22 protein-coding genes are annotated in these 26,356 nt (G+C 64.6%); 14 read left to right on the forward strand and 8 right to left on the reverse strand.

The window, feature by feature from the left end; translation table 11 throughout:
- The first annotated feature begins 46 nt into the window (after window positions 1-46).
- From ACYVOC_RS08475 to ACYVOC_RS08490, 4 genes are all read left to right on the forward strand, one after another.
- A complete protein-coding gene (locus ACYVOC_RS08475; RefSeq protein WP_461161489.1) occupies window positions 47-1,741 on the forward strand; it encodes a DNA methyltransferase in 1,695 nt (564 codons plus the stop codon).
- Between the two features lie 199 nt (window positions 1,742-1,940).
- Window positions 1,941-2,768 carry a peptidase gene (locus ACYVOC_RS08480; protein WP_461161490.1) on the forward strand — a complete coding sequence of 276 codons (828 nt, stop codon included), beginning with the start codon at window positions 1,941-1,943 and terminating at the stop codon, window positions 2,766-2,768.
- 24 nt (window positions 2,769-2,792) lie between these two features.
- A complete protein-coding gene (locus ACYVOC_RS08485) occupies window positions 2,793-3,611 on the forward strand; it encodes an alpha/beta fold hydrolase (RefSeq protein ID WP_461161491.1) in 819 nt (272 codons plus the stop codon).
- Between the two features lie 115 nt (window positions 3,612-3,726).
- Complete coding sequence (locus ACYVOC_RS08490) at window positions 3,727-5,538, forward strand: diguanylate cyclase domain-containing protein (RefSeq protein WP_461161492.1); 1,812 nt, start codon at window positions 3,727-3,729, stop codon at window positions 5,536-5,538.
- 15 nt (window positions 5,539-5,553) lie between these two features.
- Here the strand turns inward: ACYVOC_RS08490 and ACYVOC_RS08495 are convergent, their stop codons facing one another.
- Complete coding sequence (locus ACYVOC_RS08495; protein ID WP_116003425.1) at window positions 5,554-6,402, reverse strand: MipA/OmpV family protein; 849 nt, start codon at window positions 6,400-6,402, stop codon at window positions 5,554-5,556.
- Window positions 6,403-6,413: 11 nt separating this feature from the next.
- Window positions 6,414-7,238 (reverse strand): undecaprenyl-diphosphate phosphatase, encoded by an 825-nt coding sequence (locus ACYVOC_RS08500; RefSeq protein ID WP_116003424.1) that lies wholly within the window; start codon window positions 7,236-7,238, stop codon window positions 6,414-6,416.
- A 257-nt stretch (window positions 7,239-7,495) separates the two neighbouring features.
- Between ACYVOC_RS08500 and ACYVOC_RS08505 the strand changes: the two genes are divergently transcribed.
- The 5 genes from ACYVOC_RS08505 (at window position 7,496) to gltS (ending at window position 11,812) form a co-directional block, all read left to right on the forward strand.
- Window positions 7,496-8,062 (forward strand): DUF6622 family protein, encoded by a 567-nt coding sequence (locus ACYVOC_RS08505; RefSeq protein ID WP_116003423.1) that lies wholly within the window; start codon window positions 7,496-7,498, stop codon window positions 8,060-8,062.
- A gap of 11 nt (window positions 8,063-8,073) precedes the next feature.
- The gene (locus ACYVOC_RS08510; protein WP_116003422.1) at window positions 8,074-8,367 is read left to right on the forward strand and encodes a 2TM domain-containing protein; all 294 of its coding nucleotides are present in this window, start codon (window positions 8,074-8,076) and stop codon (window positions 8,365-8,367) included.
- 55 nt (window positions 8,368-8,422) lie between these two features.
- The gene (locus tag ACYVOC_RS08515; RefSeq protein ID WP_461161493.1) at window positions 8,423-9,484 is read left to right on the forward strand and encodes a sensor histidine kinase; all 1,062 of its coding nucleotides are present in this window, start codon (window positions 8,423-8,425) and stop codon (window positions 9,482-9,484) included.
- Window positions 9,481-10,287 carry a LytR/AlgR family response regulator transcription factor gene (locus ACYVOC_RS08520; protein WP_461161494.1) on the forward strand — a complete coding sequence of 269 codons (807 nt, stop codon included), beginning with the start codon at window positions 9,481-9,483 and terminating at the stop codon, window positions 10,285-10,287. Before ACYVOC_RS08515 ends, ACYVOC_RS08520 begins: the two co-directional genes overlap by 4 nt.
- 331 nt (window positions 10,288-10,618) lie before the next feature.
- Window positions 10,619-11,812 carry a sodium/glutamate symporter gene (gltS, locus tag ACYVOC_RS08525; protein WP_116003418.1) on the forward strand — a complete coding sequence of 398 codons (1,194 nt, stop codon included), beginning with the start codon at window positions 10,619-10,621 and terminating at the stop codon, window positions 11,810-11,812.
- A gap of 22 nt (window positions 11,813-11,834) precedes the next feature.
- On the opposite strand, the gene ACYVOC_RS08530 is transcribed toward gltS, so the two are convergent.
- The 6 genes from ACYVOC_RS08530 to ACYVOC_RS08555 form a co-directional block, all read right to left on the reverse strand.
- Window positions 11,835-13,277, reverse strand: coding sequence for an efflux transporter outer membrane subunit (locus ACYVOC_RS08530; protein WP_461161495.1), 1,443 nt, complete (start codon window positions 13,275-13,277; stop codon window positions 11,835-11,837).
- A complete protein-coding gene (locus ACYVOC_RS08535; protein ID WP_461161496.1) occupies window positions 13,277-16,378 on the reverse strand; it encodes an efflux RND transporter permease subunit in 3,102 nt (1,033 codons plus the stop codon). Before ACYVOC_RS08535 ends, ACYVOC_RS08530 begins: the two co-directional genes overlap by 1 nt.
- Window positions 16,375-16,620: a hypothetical protein gene (locus ACYVOC_RS08540; RefSeq protein ID WP_461161497.1), complete on the reverse strand. Its 246-nt coding sequence runs from the start codon at window positions 16,618-16,620 to the stop codon at window positions 16,375-16,377. The genes ACYVOC_RS08535 and ACYVOC_RS08540 overlap by 4 nt, the downstream gene beginning before the upstream one ends.
- The gene (locus ACYVOC_RS08545) at window positions 16,607-19,747 is read right to left on the reverse strand and encodes an efflux RND transporter permease subunit (protein ID WP_461161498.1); all 3,141 of its coding nucleotides are present in this window, start codon (window positions 19,745-19,747) and stop codon (window positions 16,607-16,609) included. The genes ACYVOC_RS08540 and ACYVOC_RS08545 overlap by 14 nt, the downstream gene beginning before the upstream one ends.
- 33 nt (window positions 19,748-19,780) lie before the next feature.
- The gene (locus ACYVOC_RS08550; protein WP_461161499.1) at window positions 19,781-21,202 is read right to left on the reverse strand and encodes an MdtA/MuxA family multidrug efflux RND transporter periplasmic adaptor subunit; all 1,422 of its coding nucleotides are present in this window, start codon (window positions 21,200-21,202) and stop codon (window positions 19,781-19,783) included.
- Between the two features lie 175 nt (window positions 21,203-21,377).
- A complete protein-coding gene (locus tag ACYVOC_RS08555) occupies window positions 21,378-22,007 on the reverse strand; it encodes an ABC transporter ATP-binding protein (RefSeq protein WP_116003413.1) in 630 nt (209 codons plus the stop codon).
- 84 nt (window positions 22,008-22,091) lie between these two features.
- Here ACYVOC_RS08555 and ACYVOC_RS08560 point away from each other — a divergent pair, with 84 nt between their 5' ends.
- From ACYVOC_RS08560 to ACYVOC_RS08580, 5 genes are all read left to right on the forward strand, one after another.
- Window positions 22,092-22,466: a hypothetical protein gene (locus ACYVOC_RS08560; protein ID WP_461161500.1), complete on the forward strand. Its 375-nt coding sequence runs from the start codon at window positions 22,092-22,094 to the stop codon at window positions 22,464-22,466.
- A 157-nt stretch (window positions 22,467-22,623) separates the two neighbouring features.
- Window positions 22,624-23,499 carry a branched-chain amino acid ABC transporter permease gene (locus ACYVOC_RS08565; RefSeq protein ID WP_116003411.1) on the forward strand — a complete coding sequence of 292 codons (876 nt, stop codon included), beginning with the start codon at window positions 22,624-22,626 and terminating at the stop codon, window positions 23,497-23,499.
- Window positions 23,500-23,513: 14 nt separating this feature from the next.
- Window positions 23,514-24,590 carry a branched-chain amino acid ABC transporter permease gene (locus tag ACYVOC_RS08570; RefSeq protein ID WP_116003410.1) on the forward strand — a complete coding sequence of 359 codons (1,077 nt, stop codon included), beginning with the start codon at window positions 23,514-23,516 and terminating at the stop codon, window positions 24,588-24,590.
- Between the two features lie 165 nt (window positions 24,591-24,755).
- Entirely contained in the window at window positions 24,756-25,553 is a 798-nt protein-coding gene (locus ACYVOC_RS08575; RefSeq protein WP_116003409.1) for an ABC transporter ATP-binding protein, read from the forward strand.
- The gene (locus ACYVOC_RS08580; protein WP_116003408.1) at window positions 25,550-26,353 is read left to right on the forward strand and encodes an ABC transporter ATP-binding protein; all 804 of its coding nucleotides are present in this window, start codon (window positions 25,550-25,552) and stop codon (window positions 26,351-26,353) included. The genes ACYVOC_RS08575 and ACYVOC_RS08580 overlap by 4 nt, the downstream gene beginning before the upstream one ends.
- The last annotated feature ends 3 nt before the right edge of the window (window positions 26,354-26,356 follow it).

Raw genomic sequence — 26,356 nt, forward strand, 5'->3', positions numbered from 1 at the left:
ACCGCGCTGGACATGCTGCTGCGCGGCTACTGATCACACCCCGCCCATGACTCCCCAAGACTTCATCGCCAAATGGGGCACGCCCGGCGGCGTCCCCGGCCCGGCCTACGCGCTCAACGAAGAGCAAGGCGCGCAAAGCCACTTTCTCGACCTGTGCGAACTGCTGGGCGTGCCCAAGCCCGGCAGCGCCGAGGGCTACCGCTTCGAAGAAAAGAGCCACATCGTCGGCGGCAAGACCGGCTATGCCGACGTCTTCATGCGCGGCGTCTTCGCCTGGGAGAACAAGGCCCCCGGCAAGAACCTCGACACCGCCCTCAAACAACTGCTCACCTACAGCCTGGCGCTGTCCAACCCGCCGATTCTGGTGGTGTCCGACCGGCTCACCATCCGTATCCACACGCAGTTCACCGGCCACCCGAGCGAGACGCACGAAGTGCGTATTGCCGAGATGGACCAGCCCGACAAGCTCGCCCTGCTGCGCCGCATCTGGACAGCGCCGGGCAGCTTCAAGCCACGCCAGACCAGCCGCGACATCACCGAAGCCGCCGCCCAAAGCTTTGCCGCCCTGGCCGAAAACCTGCGCCAGCGCGGCGCCACGGACGGAGAAACCGCCGCCGCCCGCCAGCAGCGTGCCAACCAGGAGGCGCACTTCCTCACGCAATGCCTGTTCTGCTTCTTTACCGAAGACGTGGGACTGCTGCCGGGCCGCATGTTCGAGCGGCTGGTAGCCCACAAACAAATCACCCCCGAGCGACTTACCCAAGGCCTCACGCAGCTTTTCACCACCATGCAGACCGGCGGCCTGTATGGCGTGGACGACATTCCCTGGTTCAACGGCGGCCTGTTCCAGGCCATCGCTGTGCCCGCCCTCTCGGCACCCGACCTGCACGAACTGCGCCGCGCCGCCGACCTGGACTGGAGCGCCATCGACGTCTCCATCTTCGGCACCCTGTTCGAGCGCGGGCTCGACCCCGCCAAGCGCAGCCAGCTCGGCGCCCACTACACCGACCCGGCCACCATTGAGCGCCTGATCGACCCCGTTATTCGCTGCCCATTGCTACAAAAATGGGAGCTATTAGCGCTTGATTTACAAGCGATTTCAGCCAAAATCACCAAAAAAGGCGACAAGCACTACCGCGTAGCGCATGCGCTGTTCGTCACCTGGCTCGACGAACTCAAAAACTACCGCGCCCTCGACCCGGCCTGCGGCAGCGGCAACTTCCTGTTCCTGGCCCTCAAGTGCCTCAAAGACGTGGAGCACCACAGCCACCTGCAGGCCGCCGAACTGGGCCTGGACCGTGAGGCCGACCTGGTGACCGGCCCGCACAACGTGCTGGGCATCGAACTGAACGAATATGCCGCCGAACTCGCCCGCGTCACGATATGGATCGGCGAGCTGCAATGGCGCCTGGCGCACGGCTACGAGTTCAAGACCAACCCCGTGCTCGACACCCTGGAGCACATCGAATGCCGCGATGCGCTGCTGGACTGGGGCACAGCGCAAGGCGCAGCGCAGCACACCCACCGGAGCCTGATATGCGCGCACGCCCCGCTACTCCAGAGGAAATCGGCGACGGCGAAGACCGCCTGGTGGATCTGCACAGCCCCGAGGTGCCCGCCGCCGTGCGCGCCAAGGTGCAGGCCCTGGCCCAACCGGGCGACCACCTGTGGCGCAGCCCGCGCCGCTCGGCGCCGCGCGGGCTGCTCGGCATTCTGGGTGTGGGCCAGCGCGATGTGGTGATCGAGTGGTGGCTGCTGGATGCGCAGGGCGAGCTGATCGAGGCGTTCTGGGAAGTTTGAATGAAATCAAACTCTGGCGCTTACTGGATAAGCGTTAGCAGCTATTATTTTTATACCAACCTTCCGTAAAACGGAATCAGTGCAGGCTTGTTCTGGCGCAGCACTACACTCAGGGTTTTTCCTCTTTCACGCATTTCCCCATGACGTATTGCGTCGCCATCAAACTCAACGCTGGGCTGGTGTTCCTGTCCGATTCGCGCACCAACGCCGGGCTCGACCAGATCAGCTCGTTCCGCAAGATGATGGTGTACGAGAAAGCAGGCGAGCGCTTCATGGTGCTGCTGTCGGCGGGCAACCTGAGCATTTCGCAGTCGGTACGCGAGATTCTGCAAACCACGCAGATCAAGGACGAGGCGGACGGCGAGCCCATCACCATCTGGAACGCGCGCAGCATGTTCGACGCCGCGCGCGTGCTGGGCGCAGCGGTGCGCCATGTGCACGAGCGCGACGGCGCCTCGCTCAAGCGCTCGGGGGTGGATTTCAACGTTTCGCTGGTGCTCGGCGGGCAAATCCAGGGCGAGGGCATGCGCCTGTTCCAGGTGTATTCGGCCGGCAACTTCATCGAGGCCACGTCCGAGACGCCGTATTTCCAGGTGGGCGAATCGAAGTACGGCAAACCCGTGCTCGACCGCGTGCTCACGCCCGAAACGCCGCTGGACGATGCGGCCAAGTGCGCGCTGGTGTCGATGGACAGCACGCTCAAATCCAACCTGTCGGTGGGCCTGCCGCTAGACCTGGTGCTGTACGAAGCGGACCGCTTTTGCTCCGACAAGATCGTCTGCATCACCGAGGACAACCCCTACTTCCGTATGCTGCACGACAGCTGGGGCGAAAAGCTGCGCCAGGTGTTCGACAGCATCGAAAGCCCCAACTGGGGCGGCGAGGCGACCGAGGTACCCATTTTGGTGGCTCCGGTGCGCTGCAAGCCACTCAAAAAAATCACTACGCCGCGCGACAAGCTGATCTGAGCGCGGCCCCTGCATTCACAAGGTATGACAAAAATCGTTTTCTCCCACGGAAACAGCTTTCCCTCGGGCACCTACAGCGTGCTTTTTGACCACCTGCGCCAGCGCGGTTTCGATGTCAGCGCGGTGGACCGCTTTGGCCACGACCCGCGCTTTCCTGTCACCAACAACTGGCCCAACCTGGTGGAGCAACTGGCCGAGTTCGCCGCCGAGCAGGTGCGCACCTCGGGCGGCCCGGTGTACCTCGTGGGCCATTCGCTGGGAGGCATTCTGAGCGTGATGACCGCTGCCATGCACCCCGAGCTGGCACGCGGCGTGCTAATGGTTGACTCGCCCCTGATCAGCGGCTGGCGTGCCACCACTGTGGGCATGGCCAAGCGCACCCAGGTGGTGGGTTCGGTGTCGCCCGGCCGGGTGAGCCGCCTGCGCCGCAACAGCTGGGCCAGCACCGAGGAGGCCTTCGAGCATTTCCACAAGAAAAAGGCCTTCGCCCGCTGGGACCCGCAGGTGCTGCGCGACTATGTGACCCACGGCCTCTACGATGAAGAAGACCGCCGCGTGCTGGCCTTCGACCGCGCCGTGGAGACGGCCATCTACAACACCATGCCGCACCACCTGGGCGGCCTGCTGCGCAAGCACCCGCTGCGCTGCCCGGCCGCCTTTATTGGCGGGCGCGCATCGGCCGAGCTGAAACAGGTGGGCATGGCACTGGTGCAGCGCATCACCCAGGGGCGTATTTCCATGGTCGACGGCAGCCACCTCTTTCCGATGGAAAAACCGAAGATGACTGCCGCCGCCATTGAGGCCTCGCTGCTCAACCTGGCATCGCTGAACGGTTCGGACTGACCCGCTGCACTGCAGGGGCCGTCCAGCCAAAGTTTCGCTTTTAATTTACACTTTTTCACACTGGCCGCCTTGGTGCTGCCACAACCCCGACCCGCACACCTTCGCCCTACCCGCCATGAACCGCCCTCTTACCTTGCGGCGCCTGATGCTCTTGACTGCAGGTACACGGTGCAGGGCGGGCATCCAGGGGGCGGCCGTGTTGTGGGTGCTGCTGGCGCTGCTGCTGACAGCGCCCTGGGCCCGGGCGGACCAGGCCCTTGTGGTGCTGGACGACAACGCGCGATCCATCACACTGTGGTCGGCTCTGGCCATGTTGCCCGACCCCGAGCGCCGCTTCACAGCCCAGGAGCTGCTCGATCAAAACACCGATTTTGTCCCCATGCCCCCCACCCAGGGCACCCTGGGCGTGCGCCCCGAGGCCGTCTGGCTGCGCGTTCCGCTGGCTCTGGCACCCCAGTCGGACGGGCAATGGATACTGTCTATCGATTACGCTCCGCTCAACCGCATCGATGTGTTTCTGGCACGGGACGGACGCATCGTCCAGCAAACGGCTCTGGGCAACCTCGTTGGGTCGGCGCTGCGCCCACTGCCCAGCCGGGTGCCTACGGTGGCGCTGAGCCTGGCGCCGGGCGCACAGCACGAACTGCTGCTGCGCGTGCAGGCCCAGGGCGCCATGATTTTGCCCATCACCCTGAGCAAACCCCCGGCATTGCTGCACCAGGCGTTGCAGGAGCAAATGCTGCAAGGTGTTCTCACCGGTCTGGCACTGTGCCTGCTGGCTTACAGCCTGGCCCTGTGGATCAGTCTGCGCGATGTGTTGTTCATCCAGTACGCCGTGCTGATTTCGGGAAGCCTGCTTTTTTCACTGCAATTCTTCGGTGTGGGTGCGCAGTACCTTTGGGGCAGCAACCTCTGGATGGAACAGCATGCCAGTGGCCTCTCAGCCCTCCTGGCCACCTGTGGCTCCTTTCTGTTCTTCGGCCAGGCACTGGCCGCAAACGACCCACGCAACCGACTCATGAGGGCCATGCGCGTAGGCGCTGCATGCACTGCCGCTCTGGCCGCAGCTTTTGCGCTGAACCTGTATGACACTCGAAAATTGACCGCCATCGTCAGCATCCTGGGCCTGTTGCCTGCGCTCATGGGCATTCCCGGTGCGGTGGCACGCATGCGCCAGGGCGACGCCGTGGGGAGCACGCTGCTATGGGCCTGGTTGATTTACTTTACGACCACCGCCACGGTGATTGGCGTCATCCGAGGCTGGGTCCCGGTGAACTTCTGGACTCTTCACTCCTTCCAATTTGGCGCGACGATCGACATGCTGCTGTTCATGCGCGTGCTCGGCCTGCGCTCCAAAGCCCTGCGCACCGCTGCTGAAAGTGCCCGCGCCGAGCGCGACACCTTGCATTCACTCGCACACACAGACCCCCTGACCGGCCTGCCCAACCGCCGTGGCCTGGGCCTGGCCTTGTCGAGTGCCCTGGCGCACTGCAGCACTGAGCACATGGTGGCGGTCTTCGTGATGGACCTGGATGGGTTCAAGCCCGTCAACGACTTGCACGGCCATGATGCGGGTGATGAGCTGCTGGTAGCCGTGGCCCAGCGGCTGCAGGGCCAGGTGCGCCAGAACGATCTGGTGGCTCGCCTGGGCGGCGACGAGTTCGTCATCATGGTCAGCCAGATCACCAGTGCGCAGCAGGCACACGACCTGGGGCACAAGCTGCTGGAGTCATTCCATGTGCCATTCTCGCTGGGAGCGCAGCAAGTGCAGGTCGGGCTGACGATCGGCTACGCGCTGGCCCCGCAGGACAGCCAGGACGCTGTGGGCCTGCTCAAGCTGGCCGACGCCGCGATGTACGCGGGCAAACAACGCGGCAAGTTCTGCGTGCAGCGCAACCGGGGTGACCTGGCGCTGGCTTCGCGTTGAATACCGGCAACGCTGTCAGCGGCAGCAGCGGTAGGCCAGCCCGAACGAAACCCCATAACTGTCGGGCTTGACGGCCAGCGGGCTGCGCCGCGCGTCGCCGCGCAGTTGCTGGTAACGCACGCCGCCAAACACCACCCAGCGTCCCGCCACGGCGGTCTTGATTTCCAGCCCCAGGTCGGTGCTGTGCATGCCGCTGCCAGGCCGGTACGCGGGCAGCGGGGTGGTCACACCGGCAGCGCCCACCGGCACGCCCATATAGCTGCGCATGTAGGTGGCATCTGCCATGGTGAAGCCCGCCGCGAGCGAGATTTCGGTACGGTCGCTGATGCGAAATTCGTAGCGTGCCGACGTCTGCAGCGTGGCCCCGCCCCCATGGCCCAGCAAGTCCTGGTTCAGGGTACTGCGCAGCGACAGGCGCCCTGGAAATTCATAAATGGCGCTCAGGCGTCCGCGCAGAGTGCGATCCACATCCGGCAAACCGCTCAGGATGGGATCGCCCTCACCCTTGCGGCCGCCATCGAGGCGCAGACCGGCACTCAGGCGAAAGTGGTCCCATTCAAACAGGCGGGCGGTCAGCCCGGAATCGCGGGCATCCAGGTCAAAATCAAGCAGCGAACCGCCGCCACCCGAACTGATGGTGTAGCGCCCCACCTCCAGGCCAATGACGGGGCGCACACCGGTGCTGCGCTCAGTGCTGCCCGGGTAGCTGGGGCCATTGGCCAGATAGGCACCCAGCGCCCAGGTGTAGCCCTTCTCAGTCTCCTGGGCAGGCACGGGCCGCAGTTGGGCCATGGCAGCCAGGGGCAGCACCAGCAGCAATGCAACGGCAAGCGGTCGCCCAGGGTGAAATGCAAATAGATTCATGCGAACGATTATCAGCCTTCCCAGCGCACCCAGCCCATGCCCGCTGTCACAAGAACAAGCACCCCAAACACGATGCGGTACCAGGCAAAGGGCACAAAACTGTGGCTGCTGATGTAACGCAACAGCCAGCGCACGCAGATCCAGGCACTCAAAAAGGAAAACAGCAAACCAACCGCAAACAGCGGCGCATCCCCCATAGACAGCAGCGCACGCTCTTTGTACAGACTGTAGACACCCGCGCCAATCAAGGTGGGCATGGCCAGAAAAAACGAGTAATCGGTAGCCGCCTTGCGCGAGAGCCCCAGCAGCATGCCGCCAATGATGGTGGCGCCGCTGCGGCTGGTGCCCGGCACCATGGCCAGGCACTGCACCAGGCCCACCTTGAGCGCATCCAGCGGCGACATGTCGTCCACCGACGTCACCCGCGTGGCTACGGGTGAGCGCCGCTCGGCCCACAAAATGATGAAACCGCCCAGGATGAAGGTGCTGGCCACCACCACCGGGGTGAAAAGGTGCGCCTTAATGACCTTGCCAAACGCCAGGCCCAACACCACGGCGGGCAAAAAACCAATGAGTACATTGAGCGCAAACCGCTGCGCCTGGCGCGAGTTAGGCAGCGCGGCCACGGTGGCGCGAATCTTTTGCCAATACACCAGGATGACGGCGAAGATGGCGCCGGTCTGGATGGCGATGTCGAACACCTTGGCCTTGTCGTCATCGAAACCGAGCAGCGCGCCTGCCAAGATGAGGTGGCCCGTGGAGGAGATGGGGAGAAACTCGGTCAGGCCCTCGACCACGCCCATGATGGCGGCCTTGACCAGCAAAACAATATCCACGCGCGCGTCCTTTGGCTTGAACAGCCGGATCAAAAACGTGGATTATCCCTTCTCCGTCACGGACGAAGCCGCCCGCCGGTGCATTTGCAGCCGCCGCAGTCAATGGAGGAGCACCACGGCCGCAACGGCACCTCGCCACTGGCGAGCCGCCCAGCGCAACTGGCGGTGCCAAAGCCGCATTTCGTCGCAGCCGCATAGCCAAGCCCGGCTTTGGCGACGACAGTCAGGCCTTCGCTCTTCCATTCGAAAGGTTTGCCATGCTTTTGACCCTTGCAACGCAGCAGCCACGCATGCTGATCACCATCGTCCAGCACACACCCACCTGGGTGTGGCTGCTGCTCGCCGCCCTGGTCTGGCTGGGCGCCAGCCAGTTTTTCGCGCGCAGCGCCGGCCTGCGCCGTGTGCTGTTGATGCCCATCGCCATGGCCGTCTTTTCCGCCTGGGGCTTGGGCTCTGCATTTGGGGCAGCGCCGCAGCTGGCGGGCGTGCTGGGCGCCTGGCTGGCTGTGGCCTGTGCGGTGGCCGGGCTTTCACTGTGGCTGTTCCGTACACCGCCCGCAGGCACCCACTACGACGCCGCACACCAACGCTTTGCGCTGCCGGGAAGTGGCTGGCCTATGCTGCTCATCGTCGGCATCTTTCTGGTGAAGTGGGCGGTGGGTGTGGAGCTCGCATTGCAGCCGCCGCTGGCACGCGATAGTGGCTTCGCGCTGCAGATCGCACTGGTCTATGGCGTCTTCAACGGTGTGTTTGCCGCCCGCACCGGGCGCCTGCTGCGCCTGGCAAAAGACCGCGCCCCGGCACAGCGCGTTATGGCCGCCTGAAAGGACAAGCCATGGCCCACGCCCCTTCTTCCAAAAGCGACGATCTCGAACGCCTGGCGCGCAAGCGCGCGGGTGCCAAGCTGGGCTGGTACGCCCATGCCTGCGTGTATGTGCTGGTCAACCTGTTTCTGGCCTTTCTTTCCTCGCGCAGCAACTACCCCTGGGCTGTGTTCCCAGCGCTGGGCTGGGGCCTGGGCCTGCTGATCCACGGCGCCGCCGTGTGGGTTGCCATGCCCGGCGGCAGCCTCTATGCCCAATTGCTGGAGCGCGAACGCGCTGCGCTGCACCGCCAGCCACCGCTGTGAGAGAACGCGGACGGCCTGCCGCACAATGGCAAGCCACACCCGCCCACCACGCCTCATGCCGCACTTTGACCTTCGCCCGCTTGCGCGCCACGGCCTGATCACGGCCGTGCTCTGCTGCCTGATCGCGCTGGCACTCACGCTGTCCAAAAACGGTGCCTGGGATGTGCAGCTGGTGTATTCGCTCGGCATCGGCCTGACCAGTTGGCTGGTCATCGAGCTGGGCCGCCATGGGCTGCGAGGGCCCAGCGACACACCCTGGCCCATGGGCTGGCGCGGCATCGTGCTGGTGGCCTGCGGCATGGGCGTTGGCTTCGTATTGGGTACGGCCATAGGCGATGCCTACAGCGGCAGCACCGTAGGTCTGCTGCAGGGCCGCGATGTGGTGCCTTCGTTGCTCATCACCGTCGCTGCCAGCGCCGCCATTTCGTTCTTCTTCTACAGCCGGGGCAAGGCCGCCTACCTGCAGGCCCATATCGCCCAGGCCCAGCGCGACGCCACCGAGGCACGGCTCAAACTGCTGGAGGCCCAGCTCGAACCCCACATGATGTTCAACACCCTGGCCAACCTGCGCGTGCTGATCGCTACCGACCCGCCGCGCGCCCAGGCCATGCTGGACCACCTGATCGCCTACCTGCGCGCCACCTTGGGCGGCGCACGCTCTGCGTTGCACCCGCTGGCCGTCGAGTTTGCACGCCTTGCAGACTATCTGGAGATCATGGCCGTGCGCATGGGTTCGCGCCTGGCCTTCACACTGGACCTGCCCGAGGCACTTCAAAGCACACCTGTACCGCCGCTGCTGCTGCAGCCGCTGGTAGAAAACGCCATCCGCCACGGACTCGAACCCCAGGTGGGGGGTGGCCGCATCCATGTGCGTGCCAGTACCTTGCCCGGCCCATCCGGCACGCTGCTGGTCCTCGAAGTCGTGGATACGGGGGTAGGCTTGGCGCCGCTGCACACAGACCACACCGACAGCACCGCCAGCCACTTTGGGTTGGCGCAGGTACGCGAGCGCCTGACCACTTTGTACGGCCCGCAGGGAACTCTTGAATTGATAGCTACCAGCGCTGGCGGGACAAGCGCCAGAGTCACTTTTCCCTTGAATTTTTCAGCCCCATGAACACCCCCGCCCCACGCGCCCTGATCGCCGAGGACGAGCCCCTGCTGGCCGCAGGCCTGCGCCACGAACTGGTCCTGGCCTGGCCTGCGCTGCAGGTGGTGGCCACCGTCGGCGATGGCCTGGCCGCCGTGCGCGAGGCATTGGCGCTGGAACCAGACGTGCTGTTTTTCGACATCCGCATGCCCGGGCAGAGCGGGCTGGACGCAGCCGCCGAACTGGCCGAGGCCTGGCCGCAGGACAAGCCCTTTCCGGCGCTGGTCTTCCTCACCGCCTACGATCAATATGCCGTGCAGGCGTTTGATGCACAAGCGGTGGACTATCTGCTCAAGCCCTTGCAGGCTGAGCGCCTGCAAAAAACGGTGGCGCGCGTGCAGCAGCACCTCACCGCGCGCACCGCCAGCGCGCCGCTGGGCGATGAACCCGCGCTGGAGCAACTGCGCAAACTGCTGGCCAGCGCCGGCACGCCCGCGGCCGCCGCGCCGCTGCGCTTCATTCAGGCAGGGCACGCAAGCCGTATCGAAATGGTGCCGATGGACGATGTGCTGGTGTTCGAGGCCGCCGACAAATACGTGCGCGTATTGACCGCCCAGCGCGAGCATCTGATCCGCACGCCGCTGCGCGAGTTGCTGGCGCAGCTGGACACGCAGCAGTTCTGGCAAATTCACCGCGGCACGCTGGTGCGCGCGTCGGCCATCGCCAGCGCGGTGCGCAGCGAGAGCGGCAAGCTCAGCGTGCAGCTGCATGGCCGGTCAGAGGCATTTCCCGTCAGCCGACTGTATGCGGCGCAGTTTCGGGCCATGTAGTAAAAACTTTGGATTTTTTCGGCCTCCAGCGCAATACCATCAAGCGCTGACAGCTATCTTTTTTGAATGGGTTTGCACCGCATTGGGCAACACCCGTTGCGCAGCCCAGGGCGCGACCTCCAAAGGCACACCGTGCGCCACCCCGCTGATGCAGCCCAGCCAAGACACGCCATGCACCCACCTGGAAGGGCCTTGCACGGGAGCGACCTGACGGCCCCACCACGGTAAAATCGCCCCTCTCACGCACAGCCGCCCTACGGCTAAAGCTCTTTATTCAGAAGCGACCAGCGCAATACCCGCAGGACTTCGACACCCCCTAGAAGGCTCCTTCATGGTCACCATCCCGCTCGACATCGCCCAGACCGTAGGGCTTTCTGCCGTATTGCTCGTGCTCGGTGAATTCATCAAAAAGCACGCCAGCATCCTGGCGCGCTACTTCATCCCCGGACCGATCATTGGGGGCGTGCTGTTTTCGGTGCTGACGCTCGTCGGCCACCAAACCGGCAGTTTCGAGTTCATCTTCAACGACAGCATCCGCGCCTTCTTGCTGCTGGTGTTTTTCACCACCATTGGGTTTTCTGCCAGTTTCGAGCTGCTGAAAAAAGGCGGCGTAGGCGTAGCGCTGTTTCTGGGCGCTGCGGTGGTGCTGGTGCTGATCCAGAACACCGTCGGCGTGGCCATGGCGAGCAGCATGGGCGTGCACCCGCTCATCGGCCTGGCCGCAGGTTCTATCTCGCTGACCGGTGGGCATGGCACTTCGGCGGCTTTCGGCCCGCTGCTGGAGCAGGCCGGCGCCGTGGGCGCGCTGCCGGCCGCCATTGCCGCCGCCACCTACGGGCTGGTGGCAGGCTGCCTGATCGGTGGGCCGGTGGGCACGCTGCTGATGCGGCGCAACAAGCTGCAGCCGACCGTGGCGGCAACATCTGCAAGCGCTTCACCGCTGATCAAGGACACCGGCGAAGCCGATTCGCACGATACCGTGATGTACGCCACCATTTTGCTGGCACTGTCGATTGGCGCCGGCACCCTCCTGGTCAACTGGCTCAAGGACCTGGGCGTCACGCTGCCCGCCTACCTCGGCCCCATGCTGGTGGCCGCACTGATGCGCAACGTGATCGACTGGCGCGACTGGCACCTGCCGCTGCGCCAGTTCGAAGTGGTGGGCAACGTTTCGCTGGCATTCTTCCTGGCCATGGCACTGATGTCGATGAAGCTGTGGGAGTTGGCCCAGGTGGCTGGCCCGCTGCTGGCCATCCTGCTGGTGCAGACGGTGGTGATGTTTGCGTATGCCTACTTTGTCACCTTCCGCGTCATGGGCAGTGACTACGACGCTGCAGTGATTGCCGCCGGTCATTGCGGCTTCGGCATGGGCGCCACGCCCAACGCCATGGCCAACATGCAGGCCTTTGCGGCAGCCAACGGGCCGTCCATCAAGGCGTTTTTCGTCATTCCGCTGGTGGGCTCCCTGTTCATCGACTTTTTCAACGCCGTGATCATCACCGGCTACATGAACTACCTGCGCTGACCGCGCACGGGCAGCACACCCGTCAAGGGGCATCGGTCCAGCCGCCGCCCAGATTCTTCAGCAAGGTATTCACCGCCACCAGCTGCTGGCGTTGCAGCTCGATCAAACTGCGCTGACCCGCCAGCAAACTCGCCTGGGCGGAAAGCACATTGAGGTAGCCGACGATACCGGCCCGGTACTGGTTTTGCGCCACGGCAAGCGCACGCTGCGCAGCCGCCACGGCAAGCTGCTGCGCCTGCGCCTGCTGCTGCACGAAGGCACCGGTGCTCAATGCATCTTCCACCTCCTGCAAGGCGGTGATGACCACACCCCGGTAAGTGGCCGCAGCCAGGTCCACATTGGCCATCGCACCCTCCACGGCCGCTGTGCGTGCGCCGTTGTCGAACAACGCCAGCGCCAGTTGCGGCCCCAGCGACCACACCAGGTTCGGCGCTGATATCAGCGATGCCAGGCTGCTGGCACGGTAACCCGCGCTGGCCGAGAGCGTGAGGGCTGGGAAAAAGGCACTGCGCGCCACACCCAGCTGGGCATTGGCAGCCGCCACGTTCAGCTGGGCGGCTGCAATGTCGGGGCGGCGCTGCAGCAGTTCTGCGGGCAGCGCCAGCGGAACTGCAGGCGGGGCTGGCAGTTGTGCCGAGGGCGCCAGCGCAAAGCTGGCAGGCGCCTCGCCCAGCAGCGCGGCCAGGGCGTGCTCCCACTGGGCGCGGGTGGCCTGTGCCTCCAGCCATTGGGCGCGCGTGCTCTGGTACTGGGACTCTGCCTGGTCGGCGTCGGACGGCGACGCCACCCCGGCCTGCACGCGGTTGCGCGTGAGCGTGCGGCTTTCGTCGTAGGCGGCAAGGGTGGCTTGCAACATTTGCTGCTGCGCTTCGGCGGTACGCAGTGCGAAGTAGCTTTGTGCCACCAGCGCCTGCAGCGACAAGCGGGCCGCTGCCAGGTCGGCGCTGCTGGCCTGGGCGTTGGCCTGGGCCGCATCGACCATTCCTGCCACGCGCCCCCACAGGTCGATTTCCCAACTGGCGGAAACGCCCAGCGACTGGCTGTTGACTGGGCCTGCACCCGGTGTCGCCTGTGCACGCTGGCTGCTGGCCGAAATGCCCAGCTGAGGGAGCAGCGGTGCACGCGCACCGCCCACCGCCGCCTGTGCCGCCCGCAGGCGCGCTGCACTTTGTGCCAGGCCCGGGTTGCCGCTCTGCGCCCTGTCTTGCAGCGCATTCAGCACCGGATCGCCATAACGCTGCCACCAGTCGGACTGCACGCCCTCCCCCGGCGTTGCCGGGTGCCAGAAGCCGGGCTGCGCGGCGGCACCCTCTTTCCATGCGGCGGGCACCGGCGCGTCGGGCAGCGCGTGCTGCACGGGCGCGGCGCAACCCGCAAGCAGGCCTGCGAGCGCCAGCGCAGCCGGGAGTACGCCCGGCACACACCGCAATGACAAAAATTCAAACCACAGGGGCAGGACAGCCATCAGAGAGTCTCCAGACGGGGCACGGGAGCCCGCGGTCGCGGCGAGCGCCGCATCTGCACACGCTGGCGCAGGCGCTCAAACACCAGGTACACCACGGGCGTGGTGTAGAGCGTGAGCAACTGGCTCACCAGCAGCCCTCCCACCACGGCAATGCCCAGCGGCTGGCGCAGCTCGGCACCGTCGCCCCGCCCCAGCGCCAGCGGCAGCGCGCCAAAAATAGCGGCCATGGTGGTCATGAGGATGGGGCGCAGGCGCAGCCCAGCCGCGCGGTAAATGGCCTGGGCCGCACTGGCTTGGCCACCACGCTGGCGTGCCAGGGCAAAGTCGATCATGAGAATGGCGTTTTTCTTGACGATGCCGATCAGCAAGAAGACGCCAATGAGCGCGATGAGCGAAAACTCGGTTTTAAACAGCATCAGCGCCAGCAACGCGCCGACACCCGCCGAAGGCAGGGTCGAGAGGATGGTCAGCGGGTGCACCAGGCTCTCGTACAGCATGCCCAGCACCAGGTAAATGGTGACGAGCGCCGCGAGAATGAGCAGCGGCTGGTTGGCCAGCGTCTTTTGAAAGGCGCCCGCGTTACCGCCAAAGCTGCCACGCACCGACACCGGCACACCCAGGCTGGCCACCGCCTGCTCGATGGCACTGGTGGCATCCGACAGCGACATGCCTTGCGCCAAGCCAAAGCTGATGGTGCTCGCCGGGGAGCCGCCTTCGTGGCTCACGGACAGCGGCGTGACGGTGCTGCGCAGCTTGGCAAAGGCCGAGAGCGGCACGCGCTGGCCGGTTTTTGAGATGAAGAAGAAACCGTCCAGCACTTTGGGGTCTTGCAGAAAACGCGGCGCCGCCTCCATCACCACGCGGTACTGGTTCAGCGGGTTGTAGATCACACCCACCTGGCGCTGGCCGAATGCGTCGTTCAACGTGGCGTCCACCTGCGCCATCGTGAGGCCCAGGCGCACGAGAGCATCGCGGTCGATGTCCAGCGTCGTCTGCTCGCCGTGGTCCTGCACATCGCTGTTGACGTCTTCGAGCTGCGCCAGCGCCGCCAAGGCTTCGCGGATGCGTGGCTCCCAAGTGCGCAGATCGGCCACGTCGTCGGCCTGCAGCGTGTATTCATAAGAGCCGCTGCTTTGGCGCCCGCCGATGCGAATGTCGCGCTGGGGCACCATGAACAATCGCGCACCGGGCTCGTCCTTGAGCTGGCCGCGCAGGCGCGCGATCACGGCGTCGGAAGACTCTTTTCGATCGGTCTTGAGCGTCATGAACATGGCGCCCGCGTTGCGCTGGCCGCCGCCGGTAAAACCCGTCACATTTTCGACCGCGGGGTCGGCCTCCACAATGGCCAGAAAACGTTTGATACGCCGCTCCATCGCCTGGTAGGAACTGGCTTGATCGGCGCGAATGAAGCCCATGATGCGGCCCGTATCCTGCTCGGGCATGAAGCCCTTTTCGATGGTGGTGTAGAGGAACACATTGAGCACGATGACACCGCCCAAGAGCAGCAGCACCAGCGGCTGGCGGCGCAGGCACCACGCAAGGCTGCGGCGATAGGCGCGCATGCCGCGCGCAGCCCGGGCGTCCACCCAGCGACCGATGCGCGTAGAAGCGTGCACCGCGCGGGGTTTGAGCAACAGCGCGCAGAGCGTGGGCGTAGTGGTGAGCGAGATAACCAGCGAGATCAGGATGGCTGCCGACATGACGACGGCAAACTCCCGAAAGAACCGTCCCACCACATCGCCCATGAACATGATGGGCACGAACACGGCCACCAGCGAAATGCTCATCGAGAGCACCGTGAAGGCAATCTCGCGCGAACCCACCAATGCCGCCTGCAGTGCGCTCTTGCCGTTCTCCATGTGGCGGGCAATGTTCTCCAGCACCGCAATGGCATCGTCCACGACAAAACCCGTGGCAATGGTGAGCGCCATGAGCGAGAGGTTGTCCAGCGTATAGCCGGCCAGGTACATCACGCCAAACGCACCCATGAGCGATGCCGGAACGGCCACGCTGGGCACCAGCGCGGCGCGGGCACTGCGCAAAAACAAAAAAACCACAATCACCACCAGCGCCACCGCCATGACCAGCGCGCGCTGCACCTCGCGCACCGAGGCGCGCAGCGTGGGCGTGCGGTCCGAGACGATCTGCACGTCGATCGCTGCCGGGATGGAGGCTTTGAGCTGCGGCAACAAGGCCCGCACGCGGTCCACCGCATCGAGAATGTTCGCGCCCGGCTGTTTGTAGATCTGCAGCAGGATGGCCGGTTTGCCATTGGCCACGCCATAGTTGCGCGTGTCCTGCACGCCGTTGGTCACCTCGGCCACATCGCGCAGCAGCACCGCGCTGCCATTGGCGTTCCAGCGCAGCACCAATGGCGCGTAGTCGGCAGCAAGGCTCGCCTGGTCGTTGGCAGCAATCTGCCAGTAGTGGTCTTCGCGCTCTACGCCCCCCAGCGGCCTGCGGCCATTGGTGTTGCTGATGGCGTTGCGCACCTGCTCCAGCGAAATGCCGCTGGCCGCCAGACGCACCGGGTCAAGCTCGACGCGCACGGCCGGCAGCGCGCCCCCGCTGACCGTGGCCTGGCCCACGCCCTCCACCTGCGAGAGCTTTTGCGCCAGCACGGTCGAGGCCGCGTCATACATCTGGCCCCGGGTGAGCGTGGACGAGGTCAACGCCAGCATCAGGATGGGGGAATCCGCCGGGTTCACCTTGCGGTAGCTCGGGTTGCTGGGCATGCCGCTGGGCAGCAGCGTGCGCGAGGCATTGATCGCCGCCTGCACATCACGCGCCGCGCTGTCGACGGTGCGGCTCAGGTCGAACTGCAAGGTGACGCGGGTGCTGCCCTGAGCCGAGCTCGATGTCATCTCGGTCACCCCGGCAATGGCGCCCAATGCGCGTTCCAGCGGCGTGGCCACGGTGGCAGCCATGGTGTCGGGGCTGGCGCCGGGCAGACTGGCAGATACGGAAATGGTGGGGTAATCGACCTGCGGCAGCGGCGCCACCGGCAGCTGAAAGTACGCCACGCTGCCTGCCAGGACCAACGCCAACGTCAGCAGCAGGGTGCCTACCGGGCGGTGGATGAAGGGGGTGGAGAGGCTCATGGGTTGAGCTTTCTTCCAGATTTATAGTGTTTTTGGCCTCTAGCGCTTATGGGTATTGCGGTAGCAGCTATATTTTTTGACGGTTTGTTTTTACTGAAGGCAGAGGCCGGGGTGTGCGCCCTCAAACCAAGCAAGAAATTGGAATCAGCCCCCACTTCCAAATCACTATGCTTTTTGACTGCCTCACGCAGGCAAGACGTGCGCTGGCGGCCGATTCCGCCTAAAAAGTCAGGCAGGTGCATGGCCCGATTCCTTACGCGCCCGGCGCGCGTGCCAACGCTCGGCGGCATGCTCAAACGTCAGATAAATCACCGGCGTCGTGAACAAGGTCAACAGCTGGCTGACGATCAGCCCGCCCACCACCGTCACCCCGAGCGGAAAGCGCAACTCGCTGCCCACACCATCACCCAGCATCATGGGCAGCGCGCCAAACAGTGCCGCCAGCGTGGTCATGAGGATGGGCCGAAAGCGCAACCGGCAAGCCTCCACAATGGCGGCGCGGGCGGGCAGACCACGCTCGCGCTGCGCATCGAGTGCGAAGTCGATCATCATGATGGCGTTCTTCTTGACGATGCCAATGAGCAGCACGATGCCGATCACGGCCACGATGTCAAGCTCGGCGCCCGCCAGCTTGAGCGCCAGCAGCGCCCCCACCGTGGCCGAGGGCAAGGTCGAGAGAATGGTCACCGGGTGCACCACGCTCTCATAGAGCACGCCCAACACGATGTACATCGTGACCACCGCCGCCAGAATGAGCAGCAGCGTATTGGACAGTGACGCCTGAAAAGCCAGTGCGGCCCCCTGAAAGCGGGCATCCACCGCAGCGCTGACATCACCGCTGGCGCGGGCATCCCCCAGCGCCTTTTGCACCTGGGCGACCGCGTCGCCCAGCGCTACGCCCGGCGCAGCGTTGAATGACAGCGTGGCGGCCGGCAACTGGCCCACATGGTTCACGGCCAGCGGCATGCTGCGCTCTTGGACACGCGCCACCGCCGAGAGCGGTACCGGCGCACCACCGGCCACCGGCACATAGATACCCGCCAGCGCCTCAGGCCCAACGGCAAAGCGCGGCGCGACTTCCAGCACCACGCGGTACTGGTTGGACTGCGTAAAGATGGTGGAAATCAGGCGTTGGCCAAAGGCGTTGTAGAGCGCGGTATCTATCGCCGCCACGGTGACACCGAGCCGGCTGGCCTGCGCACGGTCGATGGTCACATAGGCTTGCAGCCCCTTGTCCTGCAGGTCGCTGGCCACATCGGAAAGCCCTGGCAACGCGCGCAGACGCTCTTGCATCAGTTGCGTGGCCGCCTTGAGCGTGGTGGCGTCGGGCGACGACAGCAGCAACTGGTACTGGGTGCGCGCAACGCGGTCTTCAATCGTCAAATCCTGCACCGGCTGCACAAACAAGCGGATACCGGCAAGGCTCTGCGTGGCGGTCACCAGCCGCTGCTGCACCACCGGGGCGGCGTCGCGGGTACTGTGCGCTTTCAGGTTGATCAGCAGGCGGCCGCTGTTGAGCGTGGTGTTCTGGCCATCGACTCCAATGAACGAAGACACGCTTTGCACCGCAGGGTCTTGCAATATGCGCGCGGCCACGGCCTGCTGGCGCTCGGCCATGGCGGCGAAAGAAATGGACTGATCGGCCTCGGTGGTGGCCTGCAGCAGGCCCGTGTCCTGCGTCGGGAAAAAACCCTTGGGCACCCAAAAATACAGCAGTACGGTGAGCGCCAGCGTGGCCATGAAAACCACCCAGGTCAACACACTGTGGTCCAGCACCACTTCGAGCATGCGTCCATAGGCGGCGATGGTGCGGTCAAAGAAACGGCCGGTGGCGTGGTACAGCCATCCGTGGCGTTCATTTTCTGGTGCGCGCAGCAGGCGGGCACTGAGCATGGGCGTGAGGGTGAGCGAGACGACGGCGGAAATCACGATGGACACGGCCATGGTGATGGCAAATTCGTGGAATAGCCGCCCCACTACGTCGCCCATGAACAGAAGCGGAATCAGCACCGCAATCAGCGAGATCGTCAACGAGATGATGGTAAAGCCGATCTGGCGTGAACCCTCCAACGCAGCCTGTAGTGGCGTGAGAGGCACGGCGCCGGGCTCCTCCAGGTGCCGGGCAATATTTTCGATCATGACAATCGCATCATCGACCACAAAGCCCGTGGAAATGGTCAGCGCCATCAGCGTGAGGTTGTTGATGGAAAAACCCGCCAGGTACATCACGCCCAACGTTCCCACCAGCGACAGCGGCACCGCCACAGCGGGAATCAGCGTGGCCGAGGGGCTGCGCAGGAAAACGAAAATAACCGCCACTACCAGCGCAATCGCCAGCAACAGTTCGTACTGCATGTCGCGCACCGAGGCGCGGATGGTGACGGTGCGGTCGGTCAGCACCTGCACGTCAAGCGAGGCCGGCAGCGTGCTGCGCAGCTGGGGCAGCAGCGCCTGGATACGGTCCACCGTGTCGATCACATTAGCGCCGGGCTGGCGCTGGATGTTGAGGATGACACCGGCGCGGCTGCCCATGTCCGGCGTACCAGCCCATGCCGCCAGGCGCGTGTTCTCGGCGTCGTCCACGGTGGAGGCAATATCGGCGAGGCGGATCGGCGCGCCATTGCGAAACGCGAGCACCAGGTTGCGGTACTCAGCCGCCGACTGGAGCTGATCGTTGGCATCGATGCTGGACGCGCGGTCTGGCCCGTCGAACCCGCCCTTGGCCTGGCGCACATTGGCAGCAGCGATGGCCGTGCGCACGTCGTCCAGCGTGAAGCCCAGGCCCGCTAACGTGGCGGGGTTGACCTGGATGCGCACCGCAGGCCGGCGCCCGCCCGCCACCGCCACCAACCCGACACCGGGCACCTGCGACAGGCGCGGTGCCAGGCGGTTTTCCACCAGATCATTGACGCGAATGACCGGCAACGAAGGCGATGTGATCGCCAGCGTCATGATGGGCGCGTCCGCCGGGTTGACCTTGCTGTAGAGCGGCGGCATGGGCAAATCTGGGGGCAGCAGGTTGCTGCCGGCGTTGATGGCCGCCTGCACCTCCTGCTCGGCCACGTCCATGGCAATGTCGAGTGAAAAACGCAGCGTGATCACCGAAGCACCACCCGAGCTGGTGGACGACATTTGCGCCAGCCCCTGCATCTGACCGAACTGGCGCTCCAGCGGCGCAGTGACGGTGGCGGTCATCACATCCGGGCTGGCGCCAGGGTAAAGCGTGGTGATCTGGATGGTCGGGTAATCGACCTCGGGCAGGGCCGACACCGGCAGCAGGCGCAGCGCCAGCAAGCCGCTGAGCAGCAAGGCGAGCATGAGCAGCGAGGTTGCCACCGGCCGCAATATGAAGGGGCGCGAGATATTCATGCGCGAAACCGTCTGGACTGAGGCCGCCGCGCTTCAGGGCTTGGCCTTGCTCTCGGGGGCGCTGGCCGGGGCACTTGCGGCCAGCGCAGGCGCCGAGGCAGCAGCCTTGGCCCGGCGCTCGGTAATAAACGCGCGGCGCTCCTCTGGCGACATCTTGGCCAGCTTCTCACGCACCTCGGGCGGCAGCGTGGACGGATCAAACCGGCGCGCCTTCGCTACCGGCGCAGCACCTGGCACGGGGGGCGTGATCACGTTCACCTTGGCGCCATCGCGCAGGCGGTCGAGCCCGTCGGTCACGACCTGCGCGCCCACCGACAAGTCGCCTTGCACGCTCAGGCGATCACCATCCTGCGGGCCGGCGCGCACCGCCGTCCAAGCGACGGTGCCGTCATCCTTCACCAAGTACACATGGCCGTTTTGCAGGGCGGTGGCGGGCACGGTCAGCGTGTTCTTGAGCGTATCGAGCTGCAGCTTGACGTTGACGAACTGGTTGGAAAACAGCGCACCGTTCTCGTTGGGAAAGGCCGCCTTGACGCGGATGCTGCCCGTAGTGGTGTCAATGGCGTTGTCCAGCGCGCTGACCACGCCTGTCCCCAGGCGTTGGCGCATCTCACGGTCCCACAGCTCGACGGGCAGCGGGGTTTTGTCCGCCAGACGAGGGGTTATCTGCGACAGCAGACCCTCGGGCACCGAGAACACGGCGTCAATGGGCCGCACCTGGGCAATGGTGACGATGCCGTTCGCATCTCCTGGCGACACCACGTTTCCGCGGTCAGCCTGGCGCAGGCCCAGGCGCCCGGAAATCGGTGCCGTGATGCGCGTGTACGAAAGCTGCAGCTGCGCTGCATCGCGCGCGGCGCGGTCTGCGGCTACAGTGCCTTCGAGCTGGCGCACCAGGGCTGCCTGCGTGTCCACCTGCTGGCTGGCAATGGAGTTCTGCTGCTGCAAATCACGGTAGCGCACGAGATCGATGCGTGCGTTGGCGAGCAGCGCCTCGTCGCGCGCCAACGCGCCCTGCACCTGGCCCAAGGCGGCGTGGTAGCTGCGCGGGTCCATTTCAGCCAGCAAAGCACCGGCCTTGACCTCATCGCCTTCCTTGAAATGCAGCGCGATCAACTGGCCCGTCACTTGTGCACGCACCACCGCCGTGGCGCGCGCGTTCAGGGTGCCAATGGCGCTCACCTGCACACGCACGTCCTCACGCCGCACCTCGCCGACCGATACGGGCTGTGCCGGGCTGCCACCAAACCGACCCGGGCCACCGGCCTTGCGTCCGTCGGAACCAGGGGCACCCGCAGGGGCGGCAGTCGCACCCTCACCCGCCTGACGGTGCATCCACCACCAACCACCACCGGCCAGCGCCACCACGAACAGGCCCAGGAGCCACCAGCGTGCGCGCCCCGACTGGCGCAATGCAGGGCTGCGGGGCCGGTGGATCAGACGGGAGGAGCGCATGGTAAATGCATGGCAAAGTGAAACCAAGGCGTATGGTAGCCAGCGCACCGCACCTGCGCTTGGCACGCCAGCGGGTTTACCTGGGCTTTACCGAGGCGCCAGCCAGCGGGCTCCCGCGGGTTCTGTGCGCAGCGAATGGCACGCCGCAAACGGCAGTCCAGTATCGTGGGTCGCATCAAGCATCAGGCAACTCCAGAACCTGGGACCAGGGAACGCCCGGCAGAGCCTCGTAATGGGCAACGACCAGGGCGCGTGGCTGCTGTGCATGGCGGGTCAGCGCGCGCTGCAGGTAGATCACCGAGGGCCGGTCCAGGCCGCCCACGGGTTCGTCGATCAGCGTGAGCGCAGCCCCCGAGGCCAGCGCCGCCGCCATCAGCACCTTGCGCCGACTGCCCGTGGACAGCATGTAAAAAGCCTTGTCCAGGTGAGGCTCCAACCCAAAACCGCGCACATGATCGGCCATCGCCTGCGCATCCCAGGCAGGATGCAGTGCGGGCAACGAATCCAGCCAAGCCTGCACAATGAGCGGATCAATGGCGTCCGCACGCGGATCGACCCAGAACACCTGCTGCCGATAGGCTTGTGGCGCATCGGCCAGCACCGTGCCGCGCAGCGCCAGACGACCACCATCGGCCGCCAGAGCACCTGCGAGCAAGCGCAGCAGCGTGGTTTTTCCGCTGCTCTCTCCCCCTTGCACCAGTATCACGCCAGCGCCAAATCGGGCAGACAAGCCCGCAAAAAGCGGGTGCTGCGGGTAAGAAAAACAAAGGCCCTCGACCTGCAGGACCGGTACCGTATCGTTCATGGTTTCACTTTCCGTGTGGCATGGTTCAGGGCCTGCATGCGCTTGCCGGACAATGCCATTTTCTGTCTTGCATCGCCGCACACCATGACCCTGCTTTACCTCGATTTTGACTACAGCGAAGACGATGAGGGCACAGGTACCTGGGATGCCATGGCATCGGTCACTCCCAAGCAGCTTTCAGCGCTGCTGGCCGAAATCGAGTGGGTGCTGGCGTGGGCCCACGAGGTTTTCCCTGGACGCTGCGGCGCCATCGAGGACGGAGGTGACTGGGACTATGACCTGCAAACCCTCTGTGAGGCGGCAGACACAACACCCTTGCACTTGGGCTACGACGCAGCCGAACATCACATCACCGTGCAGGGTGACCCCGCCCATGCTAGCCGCCATATCGTGACGCTATCGCTCAGCGGAAGGCCTGCTTTTGGCGCTGCGCTGCGCGCGCGCTTCGCCATCGACTGACAAATTTTTTTGGCTATGCATCGCCCCGGTCGCGATGCGCAACGCCGCTGTCGCTTACGAGACTTTGCTTTACGTCACCAACGGAAAACCCTTAACGACAAGACTGCGATGCCCCGCTATAAACCGGGACGCATTCACAAAACAGGGAGTCAACAGCGTGCAGTTTTTGCAGTTGGTCATCAGCGGTGTCTCGCAAGGCTGCATTTATGGCCTCATCGCGCTGGGTTTCGTGCTGATTTACAAAGGCACAGAAACCGTGAGCTTCGCCCAGGGTGAACTCATGATGCTGGGCGCCTTTGGCGGCCTGGCATGCATGACGCTGATGGGGTTTCCCTTTTGGCTTGCCGTGCTCAGTTCCATTGCGGGCATGGCACTCTTTGGCATGGCGATCGAGCGGGTCATCGTGCGCCCCATTCTGGGCCAGCCCGCGTTCTCCATCGTGATGCTAACCATCGGTGTGGGCTACACGGCGCGCGGCATCATCACCATGATTCCGGGCATCGGCACAGAGACCTATGTGCTGCCGGTGCCCTACAAGGACGAGATCTGGACCCTTGGCACACTGGTGGTCAACGTCGAGCAGTTCGTCATCATTGCCGCCACGGCCGTGCTGTGCATTCTGTTGTTCGCCCTGTTCAAGTACAGCAAGCTGGGCATTGCGATGCAGGCGTCTTCGCAGAACCAGCTGGCGGCCTACTACATGGGCATTCCGGTGCAACGGCTCAACGGCCTGGTGTGGGCACTGGCCGCAGCGGTGGCAGCCGTTGCCGGTCTGCTGCTGGCGCCCATCACCTTTGTGCATGCCAACATGGGCTTCATCGGCCTCAAGGCTTTTCCCGCCGCCGTGGTGGGGGGCTTTAGCAGCCTGCCCGGGGCCATCGTCGGCGGGCTGGTGATTGGCCTGGTCGAATCGTTCTCGGGCTTTTACTTGCCCGATGGCTTCAAGGATGTAGCCGCCTATGTGGTGGTGCTGATCATGCTGATGGTCCGGCCCAACGGGCTGTTCGGCGAAAAGCTCCGCAAGAAAGTCTGACGGGGCCAAACAACATGCGTTTCATTTTCAAAACCGATTACCGGCAGGACATCCGTCTTGCCAAGCACCCTGGCCACGTCTTCTGGTACAGCGCCCTGGGGCTGCTGCTGCTGGCCGCGCCCTGGCTGTTTGCCGAATACTGGCTGGCGCAGCTGACCTTTGTACTCATCTATGCCATCGCCGGCCTGGGCCTGATGCTGCTGGCGGGCTTCACCGGGCTGTTTTCGCTCGGCCATGCCGCCTTTTTGGGCGTGGGGGCCTACACCCAGGCGGTGTTGGTGGGCATGGGCTGGCCCTTTCCCCTGGCGCTGGCTTGCGCCGCCGGACTGTCGGCGGCCGTGGGGCTGGTGGTGGGGTTGCCTGCGCTGCGCGTCAAGGGCATCTACCTGGGCATGGCCACACTGTCCTTTGGCTTCATCGTGGAAGAAGTGTTTGCCCGCTGGGAATCGGTGACCGGCGGCAACGCGGGCATGCACGTGAAGGCGCCAACGCTCGGGGGATGGTCACTGTCGGGCGGTGATGCGTTTTATTTTCTCTGTCTGGGCATTACTGTGGCGGCCACGCTGGGCCTGCTCAACCTGCTGCGCGCGCCCACAGGACGAGCGTTCGTGGCCATCCGCGACTCGGAAATATCGGCGCAAAGCATGGGTATTCACCTGGCGCGCTACAAGACACTGTCGTTTGCCCTGTCGGCCGGGCTGGCAGGCATTGCGGGTGCGCTGTATGCGCACAAGCTGCAGTTCATTTCGCCCGACCAGTTCAACATTCTGCAATCGATCGACCTGCTGCTGATGATCGTGATTGGCGGCCTGGGTTCGGTGCATGGCGTATTCCTCGGCGCCATCTTTCTGATCACCATGCCGCAGGCCATTGGCATGGTCAAAGACCTGCTGCCCGATGCCATCGGCCAGGCGCCAGGTCTGCAGGCCGCCATCTACGGCATGGTGCTGGTTTCCTTCGTGCTGTTCGAACCCAACGGCCTGTATGGCCGCTGGCTGAAGATCCGGACCTGGCTGCAACTCTTTCCGTTCTACCGCAAAGGCATGTTCAAGCGGCAGAAGTCCTTCCAGAAATCGGACCGCCTCAAGTGAAACACTCCCCTATGACGCTTCGCTCCTCCGTGCAGCCGCCAGAGGCAGCGGCCCCTCGGGGACGCCCCCAGCGCGGCGGGGCAGCCCTTGCGCGGGGGCCACTGGCCTGGGGCGCGCCGGTTTCCTGCGCCGCGCGTGGCACACGCATCGAAAGAAATCTTTGAGATGAGCGATATCCTCCTTTCTGCCCGCAACCTGAGCGTGCGCTTCGGTGGCGTACTGGCCGTCAACAATGTCAGCTTCGACGTCAAGCGTGGTGAGGTGTTCACACTCATCGGTCCCAACGGCGCCGGCAAGACCACGGTTTTCAACCTGATCAGTCGCATCTACCAGCCCACCACGGGCGAGATCACCTACCTGGGCAAGAAGCTCACCGACCAGCCGGCGCACGCCATTGCCGCCATGGGCATTGCGCGCACCTTCCAGAACATCGAGCTGTTTGAGCACGCCACGGTGCTGCACAACCTGCTGATCGGACGACACACCCACCGCAAGACCGGTTTTCTGCGCGACATGTTTTTCACCGCCACGGCGCGCGAGGCCGAACTGCAGGCCCGCCTGAAAGCCGAGGAAGTGATCGACCTGCTGCACCTGCAGCATTACCGCGACACCCTGGTGGCCGGCTTGCCCTATGGCGTTCGCAAAGTGGTGGAACTGGCGCGCGCACTGTGCACCGAACCCCAGCTGCTGCTGCTTGACGAACCCTCATCGGGTCTCAACGTGGAGGAAACTGACGATATGGCGTTCTGGATCCAGGACATCCAGCAAGAGCTGGGCATCACGGTACTCATGGTGGAGCACGACATGTCGCTCGTCTCCAAGGTGTCCGACCGGGTACTGGCCATGAACCAGGGCGAGGTGCTGGCCATGGGTACACCGCGCGAGGTGCAGACCGATCCCGCCGTCATCGAGGCCTACCTGGGCACCGTGGACGATGTTTCTTCATTGCGGAGGGTTGCATGAGCACGCTGACCGACCGCGACGACGGCGCCCAGGCGCCCATGCTCAAGCTGCTGAACGTCGAAAGCTCCTATGGCCCCATCAAGGCCATCCGGGGCGTGAGCCTGAAGGTGCGCCGGGGCGAGATTGCCACCGTGCTGGGCTCCAACGGCGCCGGCAAGTCCACCATTCTCAAGACCATCTCGGGCATCCTGGACCCGCGCAAGGGATCGGTCGAATTCAAAAGCCAGGACATCACGGCGAAAGACCCCGCGTTCATCGTGCAGCAGGGCCTGGTGCACGTACCCGAAGGGCGCGAAGTGTTTCCGCTGCTCTCGGTGCACGACAACCTGCTCATGGGCGCCTACACGCGCAAGGACCGCGACGGCATGGCCCGCGACATGGAGATGGTGTACGGCTACTTTCCCATCCTGAAGGAACGCTCACAACAGGATGCCGGGCTGCTGTCGGGCGGGCAGCAACAGATGCTGGCCATCTCGCGCGCCCTCATGGCCAACCCCGATCTGATTCTGCTCGACGAGCCCAGCCTGGGACTATCACCCAAGCTCACCAAGGAGATTTTCGAGATCGTGGTGCGCATCAACCGCGAGCGTGGCACCACCATCCTGCTGGTCGAACAAAACGCCAACATGGCCCTCAACGCCTCGGATTACGGCTACGTGCTGGAGAACGGCCGCATTGTCATGGAGGACTCCTGCGAGCGCCTGCGTGAGAAGGACGACATCAAGGAGTTCTACCTCGGCATGAAGGAAACCGGCGTGCGCGGCGAGCGGCGCTGGAAAAAGAAAAAGACATGGCGGTGAAGC

The organism is Simplicispira piscis (assembly GCF_054783455.1).

What these genes read in the sequence shown, in the direction of transcription:
- ACYVOC_RS08475 (WP_461161489.1), top strand. Translation starts at nt 47, where the DNA reads ATGACTCCCCAAGACTTCATCGCCAAATGGGGCACGCCCGGCGGCGTC.
- ACYVOC_RS08480 (WP_461161490.1), top strand. Translation starts at nt 1,941, where the DNA reads ATGACGTATTGCGTCGCCATCAAACTCAACGCTGGGCTGGTGTTCCTG.
- ACYVOC_RS08485 (WP_461161491.1), top strand. Translation starts at nt 2,793, where the DNA reads ATGACAAAAATCGTTTTCTCCCACGGAAACAGCTTTCCCTCGGGCACC.
- ACYVOC_RS08490 (WP_461161492.1), top strand. Translation starts at nt 3,727, where the DNA reads ATGAACCGCCCTCTTACCTTGCGGCGCCTGATGCTCTTGACTGCAGGT.
- ACYVOC_RS08495 (WP_116003425.1), bottom strand. Translation starts at nt 6,402, where the DNA reads ATGAATCTATTTGCATTTCACCCTGGGCGACCGCTTGCCGTTGCATTG.
- ACYVOC_RS08505 (WP_116003423.1), top strand. Translation starts at nt 7,496, where the DNA reads ATGCTTTTGACCCTTGCAACGCAGCAGCCACGCATGCTGATCACCATC.
- ACYVOC_RS08510 (WP_116003422.1), top strand. Translation starts at nt 8,074, where the DNA reads ATGGCCCACGCCCCTTCTTCCAAAAGCGACGATCTCGAACGCCTGGCG.
- ACYVOC_RS08515 (WP_461161493.1), top strand. Translation starts at nt 8,423, where the DNA reads ATGCCGCACTTTGACCTTCGCCCGCTTGCGCGCCACGGCCTGATCACG.
- ACYVOC_RS08520 (WP_461161494.1), top strand. Translation starts at nt 9,481, where the DNA reads ATGAACACCCCCGCCCCACGCGCCCTGATCGCCGAGGACGAGCCCCTG.
- gltS (WP_116003418.1), top strand. Translation starts at nt 10,619, where the DNA reads ATGGTCACCATCCCGCTCGACATCGCCCAGACCGTAGGGCTTTCTGCC.
- ACYVOC_RS08530 (WP_461161495.1), bottom strand. Translation starts at nt 13,277, where the DNA reads ATGGCTGTCCTGCCCCTGTGGTTTGAATTTTTGTCATTGCGGTGTGTG.
- ACYVOC_RS08535 (WP_461161496.1), bottom strand. Translation starts at nt 16,378, where the DNA reads ATGAGCCTCTCCACCCCCTTCATCCACCGCCCGGTAGGCACCCTGCTG.
- ACYVOC_RS08540 (WP_461161497.1), bottom strand. Translation starts at nt 16,620, where the DNA reads ATGCACCTGCCTGACTTTTTAGGCGGAATCGGCCGCCAGCGCACGTCT.
- ACYVOC_RS08545 (WP_461161498.1), bottom strand. Translation starts at nt 19,747, where the DNA reads ATGAATATCTCGCGCCCCTTCATATTGCGGCCGGTGGCAACCTCGCTG.
- ACYVOC_RS08550 (WP_461161499.1), bottom strand. Translation starts at nt 21,202, where the DNA reads ATGCGCTCCTCCCGTCTGATCCACCGGCCCCGCAGCCCTGCATTGCGC.
- ACYVOC_RS08555 (WP_116003413.1), bottom strand. Translation starts at nt 22,007, where the DNA reads ATGAACGATACGGTACCGGTCCTGCAGGTCGAGGGCCTTTGTTTTTCT.
- ACYVOC_RS08560 (WP_461161500.1), top strand. Translation starts at nt 22,092, where the DNA reads ATGACCCTGCTTTACCTCGATTTTGACTACAGCGAAGACGATGAGGGC.
- ACYVOC_RS08570 (WP_116003410.1), top strand. Translation starts at nt 23,514, where the DNA reads ATGCGTTTCATTTTCAAAACCGATTACCGGCAGGACATCCGTCTTGCC.
- ACYVOC_RS08575 (WP_116003409.1), top strand. Translation starts at nt 24,756, where the DNA reads ATGAGCGATATCCTCCTTTCTGCCCGCAACCTGAGCGTGCGCTTCGGT.
- ACYVOC_RS08580 (WP_116003408.1), top strand. Translation starts at nt 25,550, where the DNA reads ATGAGCACGCTGACCGACCGCGACGACGGCGCCCAGGCGCCCATGCTC.